Source organism: Burkholderia sp. BE12, from assembly GCF_002959955.1.
Classification (GTDB): domain Bacteria; phylum Pseudomonadota; class Gammaproteobacteria; order Burkholderiales; family Burkholderiaceae; genus Burkholderia.
Window position 1 is genome coordinate 1 of sequence record NZ_PREY01000065.1, and the last position, 16,284, is coordinate 16,284.

The following is a 16,284-nucleotide window of genomic DNA, read 5'->3' on the forward strand; positions in this document are numbered from 1 at the left end:
CAAGTGGACCGGCTCCCGGCACGATTGGAAGAGCGCGATGACGCAGTTCGCACTGCTTTACCCGGAACGATTCAACATTGGAGTCTGAATCTCAACCCGCCTCACACACGAAATTCCGGATACCTCCCCCCGCGCAGGGGCGACGCTAATAGACCGACACGATTACGGGCATTTCACGAAAACCGCAAGCACACCGCCAAACAAACCAAAACCAAAACCAAACCAAAACCAACCTCAATCCTTCCCCCGCTCGACGAGCGCCCCTCCCCGAGGTTCACTGCCCCCGCCGGTCTGCTTTTCGAGCCAGGCTCGCCGATCCTCCCGCGGCGTGACGCCGAACCTCTCCCGATAAGCATTAGAAAAATGCGCAGCAGAAGAAAACCCACAGGCGAGCGACACTTGAACGACGGACTTACTGGTCCGCTGCAACTGCGTCCTCGCCTTGAGCAACCGAAGATTGAGGTAATACTTGGAGGGCATCGCCCCGAGATACTGCCGAAAGAGCCGCTCCAACTGTCGGCGCGACACGCCGACCAACCCGGCGATCTCATCGGTCGTCAACGGATCCTCGACATTGGCCTCCATCAACAGCAACGCGTCATTCAACCGAGGATGCCGCTCGCCCGGCGCCGTAACGAAAGGAATCCGCTGCCGCTCCTCGCCGCTGCGCAGCGCCCCGACCCCCAACGCATCGGCAATCCGCTCCGCGAGGTCCGCCCCATGTTCCCGGCCAATCATGGCCAGCATGAAATCGACGGTCGCCTGCCCACCGGCACAGGTCGCCCGATCGCGATCGATCTCGAAGATCTGCTGCGTGACGATCGACCGCTCGAATTGCTCGGCAAACTGCTGATACGTCTCCCAGTTCACGCTCACGCGATACCCGGAAAGCTGCCCCGCCATCGCGAGCCACCACACGCCGTGGTGAATGCCGGTCACGACGGGCGTGCGCTGCCCGACCCGAGCGAGACTCGCGAGAAACAACCGGTAATCGGCAAACTGCTGGAACCGCTCCGACACGACGATCAACCAGTCGCACGCAATCGCATCGTTGAACGCCGCATCGGCATGCCATTGCGCGCCGCCCGCGAGCGACACCGGTCGCCCGTCCCACGAACACACCTGCCAGCGGTACAAAAGCCGTCCGTCGATCTCGTTCGCGAGATTCAGCGCATCGACGATCGGACCCACACCCGACATCGACACGGGCGGCAATGCAACGATCGCCACCTGCATCGTGCGGGTGGCGCCTGCGGGACGGGACACCGGTACCACGGCTGAAACCTGCCCCGTCGCGTTACTTGAGGCTGCCCGACAGGAACTGCTTGAGCCGCTCGCTCTGCGGGCGCACCAGCACTTCCTTCGGATCGCCCTCTTCCTCGGTCCGCCCCTGATGCAGGAACATCACGTGGTTCGACACGTTGCGCGCGAATCCCATCTCGTGCGTGACGACGATCATCGTGCGGCCTTCCTCGGCCAGCTTCTGCATCACCTTCAGCACTTCGCCGACGAGTTCCGGGTCGAGCGCGGAGGTCGGCTCGTCGAACAGCATCACGTCCGGATGCATCGCGAGCGCGCGCGCAATCGCCACGCGCTGCTGCTGGCCGCCGGACAGATGCGACGGATACTGCTTCTCGACGCGCGGTGCGAGGCCGACTTTCTCGAGATACGCGCGCGCACGCTCCTCGGCGTCCTTCTTCGAAATGCCGAGCACGTGCACGGGCGCTTCCATCACGTTCTCGAGCACGTTCATGTGCGCCCACAAGTTGAAATGCTGGAACACCATCGCGAGCTTCGTGCGAATGCGCTGCAGCTGCTTGTGATCGGCGACTTCGAGCGCACCGGCGCGGTCGGTCTTCGTGCGCACGGCCTCGCCGTCGACGACGATCTGCCCCGCATTCGGCCGCTCGAGGAAATTGATGCAGCGCAGGAACGTGCTCTTGCCCGAACCGCTCGCGCCGATGATGCTGATGACGTCACCGGCCTTCGCGTTCAGCGACACGCCCTTGAGCACCTCGTTGTCGCCATAGCGCTTGTGGATGTCGAGCGCCGCAAGCTTGGTGGCAGCGCTCGTTTGAGTGATCTCGGCCAACTGGCTCTCCTCGAGTGAATTCAATGACGGGCGGCCGCGAGATACGCAAGCCAGTGGCGCTCCGCGCGGCGAAACGCCGCGACGAGTGCGAAAGATACCGCAAGATAGATCAGCGCGGCGATCCCGAACGACTGGAACGCCATGTAGGTCGCGGAATTGGCATCGCGCGCGACCTTCAGGATGTCCGGCACGGTCGCCGTGAACGCGACGGTCGTCGCGTGCAGCATCAGGATCACCTCGTTGCTGTACAGCGGCAGCGCGCGGCGCAGCGCCGACGGCAGGATCACGCGGCGGTACATCGTGAACGGCGTCATCCCGTACGCGCGCGCCGCCTCGACCTCGCCGTGCGGGATCGCCCTGATCGCACCGGCGAAGATCTCGGTGGTGTATGCGCAGGTATTCAGCGCGAACGCGAGAATCGCGCAATTGAACCCGCTGCGGAAAAACGCGTCGAGCAGCGAGTGCGAGCGCACGAACTCGAGGCTGTACATGCCCGTGTACATCAGCAGCAACTGCACGTAGAGCGGCGTGCCGCGGAACACGTACGTGTAGAACCGCACGGGCATCGACACCCACTTCTTCTTCGACACGCGCGCGACCGCGAGCGGCACCGCGCACACGAAGCCGAACGAAATCGACGCAACGAGCAGCCACAGCGTCACCGCGAGGCCGGACAGGCGCTGGCCGTCCCAGAAAAGGAACGCCTTGCCGAATTCCTGGAGGATCTCGATCATAGTTCTGCGTGCCGCACGCCCATGGAATAACGCTTCTCGAGCTGGATCAGCACGAGGTTGGAGACGGTCGTGATCGCGAGATAGATCAGCGCCGCGACGAGGATGAAGAAGAACATGTTGAACGTGCTCTTGCCGGCGTCCTGCGCGGCCTTCACGACGTCCGCGAGACCGATGATCGACACCAGCGCGGTCGCCTTCACGAGCACCTGCCAGTTGTTGCCGATGCCCGGCAGCGCGAAGCGCATCATCTGCGGAAACATGATTCGCGCGAACACGCGCGCGCCGCTCATCCCGTAAGCCGCGCCGGCTTCGAGCTGGCCGCGCGGCACCGACAGGAACGCGCCGCGAAACGTTTCGGTGAAGTACGCGCCGTAGATGAAGCCGAGCGTCAGCACGCCGGCCACGAATGGATCGATGTCGATCTGGTTCCAGCCGACGAGGTCGGTGAACTGGTTCAGCCAGATCTGGATGCTGTAGAACAGCAGCAGCATCAGCACGAGATCGGGCACCGAGCGGATCAGCGTCGTATAACCGGTCGCGATCGCTCGCAGCACCCGGTTGTGCGACAGCTTCGCCACCGCGCCGATCAGCCCCAGCGCCACCGCGGTGGCGAGCGACAGCACCGACAGCTCGATGGTCTGCACGGTGCCGGCCCAGAGGACAGGACCAAAGCCGTAAAGGAACACGCGCGTCTCCAGAATTGAATGAATGCCGACGCGTATGCGTGTCCCGCGCCGGGCTGACGCGGATAGTCGCAAGCGAAATTGATTGCCTCAAATCACCGTGCGCGCGGTTGCTGCGCCGCAGCAATTCGTCCCACCATTTGCGTGTACGGCCTACGCCACTGTTTCAAAAGGAAAAAAACCGCTCCCTGACAGTCTCATGACACGCCGGGAAGCGGGCTTTTTGCAATTTTCCGGTCGCTTTTTCGATATAGCCGCGAACTGGCCATCGAGCCGAATGGGCATGTGCGGCCCCACGCCACACAATCGCTCGCTCATGCCCGCCACGCGATGCACGCCGATTCGATGTCAGCCGCGGCGACGCCCCATTTTCGCATCTACAAAAACCTCTTGCCACCTCATGTTTTCGCATCCACAATTAGTCGAAATTCCGTTCATTTTCGACGATGCCAAGGATCTGTCGAACCGACTGAAACACGGCATATCGCTGCGAATGGCCGAATTCGCCGAGTGGGAAGCAGCGCGCGTGTGGCCGGACGTCCGTCGCGATTACGGCGAGGCGCGCTGGATCTGTCTGGTGCCGATCGGCACGCGCCTTCACACGGCGATCGTCGTCCCGCGCGGCCGCGCGCTGCGTATCGTCAGCCTGCGAAAAGCCAACAACCGAGAGATGATTCGATATGAAGAAGGCGGTTAAATTCATACGCAACACGCCCGAGGAAGAAGCAGCGATCGCACGCGGCATCGCCGCCGATCCGGATGCCCATGAACTCAGCGACGAAGAAATCGATGCGATGGAGCCGTTCGTCGAGGTCGTCGCGAAGAAGTTCGGGCGCCCGAAGCTCGAGCACCCGAAGGAGCAGGTCAGCATCCGCTACGACGCCGACATCCTCGCCGCGTTTCGGGCGGACGGCCCCGGCTGGCAGACGCGCATGAACGACGCGCTGCGCGACTGGCTGAAGAAGCGCCGCGCGTGAACGTCACCGCCCTTTCAGGATGTCGGAGCGCGAAGTCGTATAGACGAGCCCGTCCGGGCCGAAATGGACGTTGAAGAACGCGTCGGTGTTGACACCGTCCTCGAGCCAGCGCCAGCTCCAGACCGTCTCGGGCTTCAGCGGATATTGCGCGATGTCGCCGGGCTTGCCGAGCAGGCGTCGCACCTCGTCCTCGTTCATCCCCGGGCGCACTTTCGCGAAATTCTCGGCGGTCAGCACCTGCGTCGCGCCCGTGTAGCGCCCGTTCGCATCGAGGTCGACGAACCAGGTCTGGTTGCCCATCGGGCCGCGCGGATATTCGAGACGCTTCGAGCCGTCAGTGAACGTGCGCTCGGTCTCGGGCTTGCCCATCGTGCCGCGCACATCGGCCTCGGTCGATTCGCCGACCTTCAGCCCCTTCAGCAGCAGCGGCGCGGGCTTGATCGCGTTGAAGAAGTCCCTGATACGTTGCACGTTGAACTCGCCTTGCTTGTCGTCGCAGCCAGTCAGCACCAGCGCGGCGGCCAGCATCGTTACTGAAAGCAGCCGGAAACGGAAGATCATCGGAAGGAATGCGCGTGGAGAAAACACGCGGCAAGGATACCCGCGCGGCGCCAAAAGCGCGAGACGGGCCGTGCGGCCCGTCTCGTGTTCAATGCGTCGTTTCGGTTTCGGTCCGGGTTTCGGACGCCCGGTTCGCCGGCGGCGGCGTGCGCGGCCCGGCCGACGGCACGCCCAGACGGCGGCGCGTGCGCATCAGCTCGGCAAGCTGCCACGAGCCGAGCGCGAGGCAACCGAACAGCACCTCGCGCCCGCGCTTGACCACCGCGAGCGACAGCGCCGCCTCGCGGTCGACGCCGAACATCTGCGCGAGCAGTACGACGGTCGCTTCCTGCACGCCAAGCCCGCCCGGCACCATGAACGCCGCATGCCGCACCGCCTGCGTCATCGCCTCGATCGCGATCGCGCCGCCGATCGACACCGGATGGCCGAGCAGCGCGAGCGCCCAGTAGATCTCGAGCGCACCGAGCACGTAGCCGGCCAGTTGCCAGAAGAAGGTGCTGAACAGCAGGCCCGTGCGCGACATCAGCGAATCGATGTCGGCGTCGAGCCGGCGACCGTCGACGCCCTGCAGCAGCCGATGCGAATCGCCGAGCAGGCGGCCCGCGAAACGCTCGATCGCATGGAAGATACCGCCGCGCCGCATCAGCACCACGCCGAGCACCGGCAACGGCAGCGTCAGCAACAGCGCGAGGCTGATCGTGCCGCCGCCCATGTTGTCGGTCGTCGCGAGCAGCAGCACGAGGCCGAGCGCCGCGAACGCATACTGCACGACGATCGTCACGAGCACCTCGACGATCACCGACGCAGTCACACGGCTCGCGTCGGGCACCTGCCAGCGCGCGAGCCGGATGCCGACGATCTCGCCGCCGATCCCGACCACGGGCAGCAGCCGGTTCACGGCCTCGCGCACGGTCGCGATCCACCACAGGAACGGCAGCGAGCTGCGCCGGTCGAGCAGCAGGTGCCAACCGTACGCATCGAGCAGCAGCGGCAGCGCGTGGAACGGCACCAGCCACAGCAGCGCGTAGCCGGCGCGCGCGAGCATCTGCGACACGTCGCCGATGCCTTCGTGCAACCCCAGCGCGAGCAGGATGCCGATGCCGATCGGCCAGCCGAGCCACTTGATCCACTTGCTCATGACGGCTGCGCTCCCGGTGCGCGCGACGCGTGCGCGCCGCGCCGTGCCGCGGGCTCGCCGAACACGTCGGCAAAGCCGCCGGTCGCGACGCCCGCCGCCTTCAGCGCGGCGGCGACGCGCGGCGACAGCAGCGCATCCAGTTCGTCGGCGGGACGGTAGCCGGCCATCGTCGGCGTGATCGGGCCGTCGCCGGCTTCGGCCGGATGGCAGTAGATCTCGCCGACGCCCGGCGGGAGCTTCGCGAGCGCGTCGAGCAGCACGGCCTCGTCCATCGCGCCCGTATGCTCGATGCCGACCACGTAGTCGTTGTGCGCGAGCCCGGCCCGGTCGAGCCGCGCGCGCACCAGCGCGATCCACGGCTTGAGCAGCGCGGGCGCGCCGGTTTCGTACGGCAGCCGCACCGCGCGCAGCCCGTAGTCGCGGCCGATCTCGACGATCATCGACAGCACGGTCGGATGCAGATGGAAATGCTTGTGCGCGTTCACGTGGTCGAGCGGCAGGCCGCTCGCCGCGAACGCATCGAACTGCGCACGGATTTCGCGGCGCAGTTGCGCACGAACGTGCGGCAGGAAGAAGAAGCGACAGCCGTCCTTCGCCATCGCGTCGCCGAATCGCCCGTCGGGGCCGACGAGCGCGGGAATGTCATGCGCGGGCAGCGTGGCCGGCCCGTCCGCGAGCACCAGATGCAGGCCGACCGCGAGCGACGGCAGCCGCCGCGCGCGTTCGATCGCATCCTGCGCCGCGGGCGCACCCACCATCAGGCTGGCGGCGTTCAGCACGCCGTCGCGGTGCGCACGCTCGACCGCCGCGTTGACGCGCGGATGCAGCCCGAAGTCGTCCGCGGTGAAGATCAGCGCCCGCGCCGCCCGCTGCGTCGCCACGAATCAGGCCTCGTGCGCGCGCAGGAAGCGGAAGAACTCGACACCTTCGCGCAGGCGGCGCTTCATCATGTCCCAGCTCGTCAGCATCTCGCGCACGATCTCCCAGATCTTCGACGGACGGAAGTAGAACTGGCGATAGAACTGCTCGAGGTGGTGATAGATCTCGTCGCGCGACAGATGCGCGTAGCCGATCGCCGCGAGCTGCACGCCTTCCTTGCTCACCAGGTTGATGGTCTTGTTCTCTTCCATCCAGCCGTTTTCCACGGCCTGCTTGTAGAGCGTCGTGCCCGGATACGGGGCGGCGAGCGAGACCTGGATCGTGTGCGGATTGATTTCCTTCGCATACTCGATCGTCTTCTTGATGGTCTCCTGCGTCTCGCCCGGCAGGCCGAGAATGAAGGTGCCGTGGATCTTGATGCCGAGCTTCTTGCAGTCCGCGCTGAAGCGGCGCGCGAAATCGGTGCGCACGCCCTTCTTGATGTTCACGAGGATCTGGTCGTCGCCCGATTCGAAGCCGACCAGCAGCAGGCGCAGGCCGTTTTCCTTCATGATCTTCAGCGACTTGTACGGCACGTTGGCCTTCGCGTTGCACGACCACGTCATGCCGAGCTTGCCCAGGCCAACGGCGATGGCTTCGGCGCGCGGCAGGTCGTCGGTGAAGGTGTCGTCGTCGAACATCAGTTCCTTCACTTCCGGCATGTTGTCGCGGATCCACTTCGCTTCCGCGAGCACGTTCTCGACCGAGCGCGTGCGGTACCGATGGCCGCTGACCGTCTGCGGCCACAGGCAGAACGTGCAGCGCGACTTGCAGCCGCGGCCCGTGTAGATCGATACGTACGGATAGTTCAGGTAGCCGATGAAGTAGTTGTCGATCTTCAGGTCGCGCTTGTAGACGGGCGCGACGAACGGCAGTTCGTCCATGTTCTCGAGGATCGGACGCGCTTCGTTGTGCTCGATCGAGCCGTCCTTCGCGCGCCAGCTCAAGCCCTGGATCTCGGGGAACGGCTTGCCTTCGGCGATTTCCTTGCAGGTGTAGTCGAATTCCTCGCGACACACGAAATCGATCGCGTCGCTCGCCGTGAGCGAGTTGTGCGGATCGACCATCACCTTCGCGCCCACCATGCCGACCAGCATCGTCGGCTTCATCTTCTTGAGATCCTGCGCGAACATCGCATCGGTCGGGAACGACGGCGTGCTCGTGTGAATGATCACGAGATCGTAGTCGTTGGCGATTTTCAGCGTTTCGTCGACCGACAGGCCGTCGGCCGGTGCGTCGACGACGCGGCTGCCCGGCACGAGGGCGGCCGGCTGCGCGAGCCAGGTCGGATACCAGAAGGAACGGATTTCGCGCTTCGCCTGATAGCGCGAGCCGGCTCCGCCGTCGAAGCCGTCATACGAAGGGGCCTGCAAGAACAGCGTTTTCATGAATGCTCCGGTAGCCTGCATAGTTCGTTTCGTTACAACGAATCAGTCAAAAAACCGCGGCCGCCATGCCGGCGCCCGCCTCTCTGTCATGTCGCGCCGCGCGCCTTCGCCTGCGACGCGCTCGGCCCGCGGGCCGGTTCGATCGACGGCCCTAGCGGCCGTCCACTGCTTCCACGGCCGCCGTCGCGCGTTCGCCGCCGACGACCGTCATTCTCGCGCCGCGCCACACGACGTGCGTGCCGAACGCGGCCGCGAGCCACTCGAGCGCGAGCAGCGTGTCGCGCACCGCGACGAGCGGCAGGTCGCGCCAGAACGCGCGCCAGCCGTCCTCGCCGCGCGCATGCAGCACGAGCCGCCCGAATGCGCCGACCGCGGCCGCGCCGCCCGCCAGCCAGCCGGCGAAGGTGCCGTCGAGGCGCAATGCGAGCGCCGCGCCGATCGCGAGCCACGGCACGGTAAACGTAATGAACAGGAACGCGAAGCCGGCCGGGTTCAGCGAACGAATCGTGCGCAGCCAGCGCGTCTCGCGGTGCCAGAGCGGCCCGAACGACGGTTCGATCACGTCGGTCGCGACCTCGACCTCCGACAGCACGGTGCGCCGCCCGAGGCGGCGCGGCAGCTCGGCCAGCCAGAAATCGTCGGCCAGCTCGTCCTTCAGCGCGAAGAGACCGCCGATCCGGTCGAGCGTGTCGCGCGTGAGCGCGAGCGTCGCGCCGAAGCCGAAGCGGCTCGAGCGGCCGAGGTGCGTGATCCGCACCGACGGCGCGAACCAGGCATCGACGAACTGCGCGCCGATCCGCGTCCAGAAGCCGCCGACGCTGCGCGCATGATACAGGCACGTGACGACCCCGACCGACGCGTCGGCGAGCGGCGCCGTCACGCGCTCCAGATAGTCGGGCTGCACCGCGATGTCGCTGTCCGCGATCACGATGCGGCCGTATTTCGCGCGCGCGGCGAGATTGATCAGGTTGCTGACCTTCAGGTTCTTGCCATGCACGCGCGCGTCGATCACGAGCGTGATGTCGCACTCCGGATGATCGGCGCGCAGCCGCTCGACGATGGCGATAGCCGGATCGGCGGACGATGCGACGCCGAACAGCACCTCGTGGCGAGGATGGCGCTGCACGCAGAAGGTCGCGAGGTTTTCGTACAGGTGCGGCTCGGCGCCGCACAGCGGCTTGAGCACGCTGACCGGCTCGAAGCCGTCGCGCGCCGCCGTGCGCGGCGTGCGCGGCCGCGGCGCGAAGGCCGCGACGAGCGCATAGCCGGCCGCGGCCAGCGTGAACGCGATCAGGAGCCAGTCGAGCAGCGTTGCGGTGGGCGTCATGCGCGACGCCTCCGGGCGACCTGGGCGCCATGGCGAACGCTCGAACGTGATTGAGCGTGATGCGGTTTTCCGACAACGACGAACGCGGGCACGACCCGACTCCTTGTTCCAGCAGCGTCTGTAATGGGGAGGCACGACCCGTGGTTCGGGTTCGGCCATGCCCGGCTTCGCGTGGCGTATCCCCGCGCAGCGCCAGGACGGCATGCGGGAAGACTCGAATGGCTCCATCGGCACAACATGGGCAGGCGCCGGATTTTAGCAGTCCGCGCCGCCCTGCGCTCGGCGCTACGAGAAACGGACTAGTGCGATTCCGGCAAAGCTGAGCGGTCGACGAACCCGATCGGCCCGGCCACGTTCACGTTAGCGTAAGCACTTTGCAGGCGTATTGCAGTCTTGAAAATCAAACGTTTCGTGCAAATTTGTATGTCGATGCGGTTTCATTTCCAATCGCCGTAAAGTTTGGTAATTAATCAGCGATTAGATTGATTTTTGCAACGATCGCCGCAAGCAACCCTGCACCCCTGTAAGGCGCATGGGTATCCGTGCGCCGCCAGCACGTTCCGGAACCCTTTGGCAAAATCCTTGGCGTTTGTTGCGTAAGCGCATCACCACGCCACCCCGTTTCGAAGGTCTTCCGATGACACCTTTTTCCGTACTCGATCTCGCCCCCATTCCGGCCGGCGCCGACGCCTCGCAAGCGTTCCGTAATACCGTCGACCTCGCGCAGCACGCGGAGCGCTGGGGCTACCGGCGCTACTGGCTGGCCGAGCATCACAACATGCCGGGGATCGCGAGTGCGGCCACCTCGGTCGTGATCGGCCACGTCGCGGGCGCCACGCAGACGATCCGGGTCGGCTCGGGCGGCATCATGCTGCCGAACCATGCGCCGCTCGTGATCGCCGAGCAGTTCGGCACGCTCGCGTCGCTGTATCCGGGGCGCATCGACCTCGGCCTCGGCCGCGCGCCCGGCACCGACCAGACCACGTCGCGCGCGCTGCGCCGCGACCTGGTCGGCAGCGCGGACTCGTTTCCGGACGACGTCGCGGAGCTGCAGCGCTACTTCGCGGAGCCGGTACCCGGCCAGCGCGTGCGGGCGGTGCCCGGCGCAGGGCTCGACGTGCCGGTGTGGCTGCTCGGCTCCAGCCTGTTCAGCGCGCAGCTCGCGGCGATGCTCGGGCTGCCGTTCGCGTTCGCGTCGCACTTCGCGCCGGATTATTTGATGCGCGCGCTCGAGATCTATCGCGCGCAGTACCGGCCGTCCGCCGCATGGCCGAAGCCGCATGCGATGGTCGGCGTCAACGTGTTCGCGGCCGAGACCGACGACGAGGCACGGCGCCTGTTCACGTCGCTGCAGCAGCAGTTCATCAACCTGCGGCGCGGCACGCCGGGCAAGCTGCCGCCGCCCGTCGACGTGCTCGAGGCGAACGAACTCGAACTCGCGACCGTCGCGCACTCGCTGTCGTTCGCGGCAGTCGGCTCGCGCGACACGGTGCGCGACAAGCTGCGCGAGCGCATCGCGCAGACGGGTGCCGACGAGCTGATCGTCACCGCGCAGATCTACGATCACGCCGCGCGGCTGCGCTCGTTCGAGCTGACCGCGCAGATCCGCGACGAGCTCGCGAACGAGGCAAGCTGACGGCGCGGCCGCTCGCCGCCTGCCCCCGCATCACTGCGGGTGCACGGCCTCGAGCCCGTCGAGCAGCGCCTTGTGGAAGGCGTCCGGGTCCTGGATCTGCGGCGCGTGTCCGAGCGCCGGGAATTCGACGAGCTGCGCGCCGGGAATCGCGGCCTGCGTGCGCTTCGCGAGCTCCGGATAGCGGCCGAGCTTCGCGTGCACGTCGGGCGGCGCGACGTCCTTGCCGATCGCGGTCGTATCCTTGTCGCCGATCATCAGCAGCGTCGGCACGCGGATCGCGCCGAATTCGTAGACCACCGGCTGCGTGAGGATCATGTCGTAGATCAGCGCGGAGTTCCACGCGACCGCGTCGCGGCCGGCGCCGCGATACATCCCGGCGAGCATCTGCACCCAGCGCTCGTACGACGGCGACCACTTGCCCGCGTAGTACGTGCCCTGCTCGTAGCGGCGGATGCCGTCGGCCGTGGTCTTCAGTTCGCGCGCATACCAGTAGTCGACCGACAGCGGCGGCACGCCGAGCGCCTTCCAGTCCTCGAGGCCGATCGGGTTCACGAGCACGAGCTGGTCGGTCGCCTTCGGATACATCAGCGCGTAGCGGATCGCGAGCATCCCGCCCGTCGAGTGGCCCAGGATCGTCGCCGACTTCACGCCGACCGATTCGAGCAGCGCGTGCGTGTTGCGCGCGAGTTGCTGGAAGCTGTACTGGTAGCGCTCGGGCTTCGACGACTTGCAGAAGCCGATCTGGTCCGGCGCGATCACGCGATAGCCGGCGCGGCTCAGCACGCCGATCGTGTCCTCCCAGGTCGCCGCACAGAAGTTCTTGCCGTGCAGCAGCACGATGGTGCGGCCGTTCGGGTGGGCGGGCTGCACGTCAAGGTACGCCATCTCGAGGGTTTCGCGCTGCGACACGAACGCGTACTCGTGCACGGGCGCCGGATACGCGAACCCTTCCAGGCGCGGGCCGTACACGGGCCCGTCGTTGGCGACGGCCGTCGCGGCGATGGCCGCAAAGGGCATCGCGCATGCGGCGGCGGCACTCGCGCCGAGCACGGCGGCGCGCGCGACGGACAACATCTTGCAAATCGAAAGCATGGCGATCACGGTGATTGGGGACGCGCGCGGGCAGCCGGGCTGCAGCCGTGCTGCGTCGCGCCCCGCGATTCTACGCGCTCGCGTGACGACGGCGCGCAACACTCCGGGGCCGCGCGACTTCCGCGCGTATGACGAACTCGGGTATCGTGTGACGTGACCCTGAAACGCGTGCAGGCGAATTCCCATGAAAAACGTCCTCAGCATTCAGTCGCACGTCATCTACGGCCATGCCGGCAACAGTGCGGCCGTGTTCCCGATGCAGCGTCTCGGCATCAACGTCTGGCCGCTCAACACCGTCCAGCTGTCGAATCACATGCAGTACGGCCACTGGGCCGGCAGCGCGATCGATGCCGCGAAGATGGAACAGCTCGTCGACGGCGTGGCCGCCATCGGCGCGCTCAAGCGTTGCGACGCGGTGCTGTCCGGCTTCCTCGGCTCGCCGCCGCAGGCACGCGCGGCGGTCGAGATCGTGCGCTCGGTGAAAGCGATGAATCCGAACGCGTGGTACTTCTGCGATCCGGCGATGGGCCAGACGGGCGGCATCCGGCCCGAGCCCGGCGTCGAGGAATTCATCGTCCAGGAAGTGCCCGCGCTCGCGGACGGCATGTCGCCGAACCACACCGAACTGCAGAAGCTCGCCGGGCGGCGCATCGAGACCGTCGCCGAAGCCGTCGACGCGTGCCGGGCGCTGATCCGCCGCGGCCCGAAGATCATCCTCGTCAAGCACCTGCACGACCGCAACAGCCCGGCCGACCGTTTCAACATGCTCGCCGTCACCGAAACCGAAGCGTGGATCGGCCAGCGGCCGCTGTATGCGTTTCCGCGCCATCCGGTCGGCGTCGGCGACCTGACCAGCGCGATCTTCGTCGCGTGCCGGCTGCGCGGCGACTCGGTGCGCGCCGCGTTCGAGCACACGCTCGCGGCCGTGCATGCGGTCGTGAAGGCCACCTACGACGCCCGCCGCTACGAACTCGAACTCGTCGCCGCGCAGGACGAAATCGCGCGGCCGAGCGAATGGTTCGGCGCGTGGGTGACCGACGCCTGATGCCTGACGCCTGACGCGTGCGCATCGCCATCCTGGCCGCTGCCGTCCTCTGCCGTCCTCTGCCGTCCTGGCCTTCCCTCTCCCGCCCCGCTATTCCGCTATTCCGCTATTCCGCTATTCCGCTATTCCGCTATCCCGCTGTCCCGCTGTCCCGCTGTCCCGCTGTCCCGCTGTCCCGCTGTCCCGCTGTCCCGCTGTCCCGCTGTCCCGCTGTCCCGCTGTCCCGCCGCTCCCCGCTCCTCCGGCGTGCCACGCGCCGCCCGCCCGGCCCGCCGCCGCTTCCTCGCAGTTCGTGCGGCGACGCACCGCCGGCCGCGATCCGATCCACGCGTGCAAACGTTTCCGGACTTCACATGAATGACACCGATTCCTCGCTATGCTCGCGGCGGCACGAACCGGCGCAGCCGCATCCTGCGATCCGGCGCGCGCCGTTCCCGCAGGTCCCGCCAATCGGCTCCCCCTTTAACGCACGATAACGACCATGACCCGATCGAACCGTCGTGACTTCCTGCGCGTCGCCGCCGGCACTGCCGGCGCCGCCGCGCTGAACCTGTTTCCGCCCGTGATCCGCGATGCACTCGCGATTCCCGCGAACCGCCGCACCGGCACGATCCGCGACATCGAACACATCGTGATCCTGATGCAGGAGAACCGTTCGTTCGACCACTACTTCGGCACGATGCGCGGTGTCCGTGGCTTCGGTGACCCGCGCCCGCTGCGTCTCGCGAACGGCAAGTCGGTGTTTCACCAGCCGGTCGGCCCGGCCGAACTGCTGCCGTTCCACCCGGGCGCCGACAAGCTCGGCCTGCAGTTCCTGCAGGATCTGCCGCACGGCTGGCAGGACATGCACGCCGCCTGGAACAAGGGCCGCTACGACCAGTGGGTGCCGAACAAGGGCACCACGACGATGGCGTACCTGAAGCGCGACGACATCCCGTTCCACTACCAGCTCGCCGACGCGTTCACGATCTGCGACGCCTACCACTGCGCGATCCCCAGCTCGACCGATCCGAACCGCTATTACATGTGGACGGGCTACGTCGGCAACGACGGCACGGGCGGCGGCCCGGTGCTCGGCAACGACGAAAAGGGCTACGGCTGGACCACCTATCCGGAAGTGCTCGAACAGGCCGGCGTGTCGTGGAAGATCTACCAGGACGTCGGCACGGGGCTCGACGCAAACGGCTCGTGGGGCTGGACGCAAAACCCGTACATCGGCAACTACGGCGACAACTCGCTGCTCTACTTCAACCAGTACCGCACCGCGCTGCCCGGCACGCCGCTGTATGACAAGGCGCGTACCGGCACCAACATCAGCGCCGGCGGCACGCTGTTCGACGTGCTGCAGCAGGACGTGAAGAACGGCACGCTGCCGCAGGTGTCGTGGATCTGCGCGCCGGAAGCGTATTCCGAGCATCCGAACTGGCCCGCCAACTACGGCGCGTGGTACATCGAGCAGGTGCTGAAGGCGCTCGTGTCGAATCCCGACGTGTGGAGCAAGACCGCGCTCTTCATCACGTATGACGAAAACGACGGCTTCTTCGACCACGTGCCGCCGCCGTTCGCGCCGCAGTCGCGCGACAACGGCCTGTCGACGGTCGCGACGACCAACGAGGCATTCCCCGGCGACGCATCGCACATGGCCGGCCCGTACGGCCTGGGGCCGCGCGTGCCGATGCTCGTCGTGTCGCCGTGGACCAAGGGCGGCTGGGTCTGCTCGCAGACTTTCGATCACACGTCGCTGCTGCAATTCATCGAGGCGCGGTTCGGCGCGCAGTATCCGGTCACGGCCGCCAACGTGTCGCCGTGGCGTCGCACGGTGTGCGGCGACCTGACGTCGGCATTCGAGTTCGCGACCGCGGACGCCGCATGGCCGACGCTGCCCGACACGAGCGGCTACGCGCCGCCCGACCGCGTGCGCCATCCCGACTACATCCCGGTCCCGCCGGCGCTGCAGAAGCTGCCGAAACAGGAGGCCGGGCTGCGTCCGGCGCGTGCGCTGCCGTACGAGTTGTTCGTGCACGGCCGCGTCGAAGCCGCGAACGGCCAGTTCCGGCTGACCTTCGCGAACACGGGCCGGGCAGGCGCGGCGTTCCAGGTCCAGTCGCGCAATCGCGTCGACGGCCCGTGGGCATACACGGTCGAAGCCGGCAAACGCGTCGCCGACACGTGGAGCGCCGCCGCGTCGCTCGGCCTGTACGACCTCGACGTGTACGGCCCGAACGGCTTCTACTGCCATTTCCGCGGCCCGTTCGCGACCGGCGTCGGCAGCGCGAACGTCAACCCCGAGGTGATCTACGGCTACGACGTCGCGAACGGCAACATCACGCTGCGCCTGATGAACCGCGGCCACAAGGCCGTGCGGCTCAAGGTCACGAACGCGTACGGCCACGGTCACGCGCGCACGTTCGACCTCGCGCCGGGCGCGCACGTCGACGATTACTGGGACCTGCGCGGCAGCCACGGCTGGTACGACCTGACCGTCAGCGACGGCCGGCTGCTGGGCTTCCTGCGCCGCTTCGCGGGCCACGTCGAAACGGGCCGCCCGAGCACCAGTGACCCGCTGATCCGCACGACCGCATCGCACGACGACGCGGAAGCCGCATCGGACGCCCTGTCCGACTGACGCCGACCCGACGCGGCGCGGCCCCGGTGGGCCGCGCCGCTGCGTTTGCCCCGCTCCGCCCCCCTTC

Annotated in this window: 15 protein-coding genes; 5 read left to right on the forward strand and 10 right to left on the reverse strand. The window is 66.8% G+C overall.

Annotated elements, in window-relative coordinates:
• Window positions 1-234 precede the first annotated feature (234 nt).
• Genes C4B30_RS34655 through C4B30_RS34670 form a run of 4 tightly spaced genes read right to left on the reverse strand, consistent with a single transcriptional unit; the run spans window position 235 to window position 3,512 of the window.
• Complete coding sequence (locus tag C4B30_RS34655; protein WP_105133673.1) at window positions 235-1,275, reverse strand: GlxA family transcriptional regulator; 1,041 nt, start codon at window positions 1,273-1,275, stop codon at window positions 235-237.
• 22 nt (window positions 1,276-1,297) lie between these two features.
• Window positions 1,298-2,092, reverse strand: coding sequence for an ABC transporter ATP-binding protein (locus tag C4B30_RS34660; RefSeq protein ID WP_027783979.1), 795 nt, complete (start codon window positions 2,090-2,092; stop codon window positions 1,298-1,300).
• 20 nt (window positions 2,093-2,112) lie between these two features.
• Window positions 2,113-2,826 carry an ABC transporter permease gene (locus C4B30_RS34665; RefSeq protein WP_027783978.1) on the reverse strand — a complete coding sequence of 238 codons (714 nt, stop codon included), beginning with the start codon at window positions 2,824-2,826 and terminating at the stop codon, window positions 2,113-2,115.
• Window positions 2,823-3,512 carry an ABC transporter permease gene (locus C4B30_RS34670; RefSeq protein ID WP_006488734.1) on the reverse strand — a complete coding sequence of 230 codons (690 nt, stop codon included), beginning with the start codon at window positions 3,510-3,512 and terminating at the stop codon, window positions 2,823-2,825. Before C4B30_RS34670 ends, C4B30_RS34665 begins: the two co-directional genes overlap by 4 nt.
• A gap of 397 nt (window positions 3,513-3,909) precedes the next feature.
• Here C4B30_RS34670 and C4B30_RS36350 point away from each other — a divergent pair, with 397 nt between their 5' ends.
• Window positions 3,910-4,206: a BrnT family toxin gene (locus tag C4B30_RS36350; protein ID WP_027783977.1), complete on the forward strand. Its 297-nt coding sequence runs from the start codon at window positions 3,910-3,912 to the stop codon at window positions 4,204-4,206.
• Complete coding sequence (locus C4B30_RS34680) at window positions 4,190-4,486, forward strand: BrnA antitoxin family protein (RefSeq protein ID WP_027783976.1); 297 nt, start codon at window positions 4,190-4,192, stop codon at window positions 4,484-4,486. The genes C4B30_RS36350 and C4B30_RS34680 overlap by 17 nt, the downstream gene beginning before the upstream one ends.
• 3 nt (window positions 4,487-4,489) lie before the next feature.
• Here the strand turns inward: C4B30_RS34680 and C4B30_RS34685 are convergent, their stop codons facing one another.
• From C4B30_RS34685 to hpnI, 5 genes are all read right to left on the reverse strand, one after another.
• On the reverse strand, window positions 4,490-5,047 hold the full coding sequence (locus C4B30_RS34685) for a hypothetical protein (protein WP_027783975.1): 558 nt from the start codon (window positions 5,045-5,047) through the stop codon (window positions 4,490-4,492).
• An 88-nt stretch (window positions 5,048-5,135) separates the two neighbouring features.
• Window positions 5,136-6,185 carry an HpnL family protein gene (locus tag C4B30_RS34690; protein ID WP_105133674.1) on the reverse strand — a complete coding sequence of 350 codons (1,050 nt, stop codon included), beginning with the start codon at window positions 6,183-6,185 and terminating at the stop codon, window positions 5,136-5,138.
• A complete protein-coding gene (hpnK, locus tag C4B30_RS34695) occupies window positions 6,182-7,066 on the reverse strand; it encodes a hopanoid biosynthesis-associated protein HpnK (protein ID WP_027783973.1) in 885 nt (294 codons plus the stop codon). Before hpnK ends, C4B30_RS34690 begins: the two co-directional genes overlap by 4 nt.
• A 3-nt stretch (window positions 7,067-7,069) precedes the next feature.
• The gene (gene hpnJ / locus C4B30_RS34700; RefSeq protein WP_373558184.1) at window positions 7,070-8,512 is read right to left on the reverse strand and encodes a hopanoid biosynthesis associated radical SAM protein HpnJ; all 1,443 of its coding nucleotides are present in this window, start codon (window positions 8,510-8,512) and stop codon (window positions 7,070-7,072) included.
• A gap of 130 nt (window positions 8,513-8,642) precedes the next feature.
• Window positions 8,643-9,818: a bacteriohopanetetrol glucosamine biosynthesis glycosyltransferase HpnI gene (hpnI, locus tag C4B30_RS34705; protein ID WP_027783971.1), complete on the reverse strand. Its 1,176-nt coding sequence runs from the start codon at window positions 9,816-9,818 to the stop codon at window positions 8,643-8,645.
• Window positions 9,819-10,455: 637 nt separating this feature from the next.
• Here hpnI and C4B30_RS34710 point away from each other — a divergent pair.
• A complete protein-coding gene (locus C4B30_RS34710; protein ID WP_027783970.1) occupies window positions 10,456-11,454 on the forward strand; it encodes an LLM class flavin-dependent oxidoreductase in 999 nt (332 codons plus the stop codon).
• Window positions 11,455-11,484: 30 nt separating this feature from the next.
• Here C4B30_RS34710 and C4B30_RS34715 read toward each other — a convergent pair whose 3' ends face one another.
• Window positions 11,485-12,546, reverse strand: a complete 1,062-nt coding sequence (locus C4B30_RS34715) for an alpha/beta fold hydrolase (protein WP_027783969.1) — start codon at window positions 12,544-12,546, stop codon at window positions 11,485-11,487.
• Between the two features lie 184 nt (window positions 12,547-12,730).
• Here C4B30_RS34715 and pdxY point away from each other — a divergent pair, with 184 nt between their 5' ends.
• Both pdxY and C4B30_RS34730 read left to right on the forward strand, forming a co-directional pair.
• Window positions 12,731-13,591 (forward strand): pyridoxal kinase PdxY, encoded by an 861-nt coding sequence (gene pdxY / locus C4B30_RS34720; RefSeq protein WP_027783968.1) that lies wholly within the window; start codon window positions 12,731-12,733, stop codon window positions 13,589-13,591.
• 481 nt (window positions 13,592-14,072) lie between these two features.
• Window positions 14,073-16,217, forward strand: coding sequence for a phosphocholine-specific phospholipase C (locus C4B30_RS34730; protein ID WP_027783967.1), 2,145 nt, complete (start codon window positions 14,073-14,075; stop codon window positions 16,215-16,217).
• Window positions 16,218-16,284 lie beyond the last annotated feature (67 nt).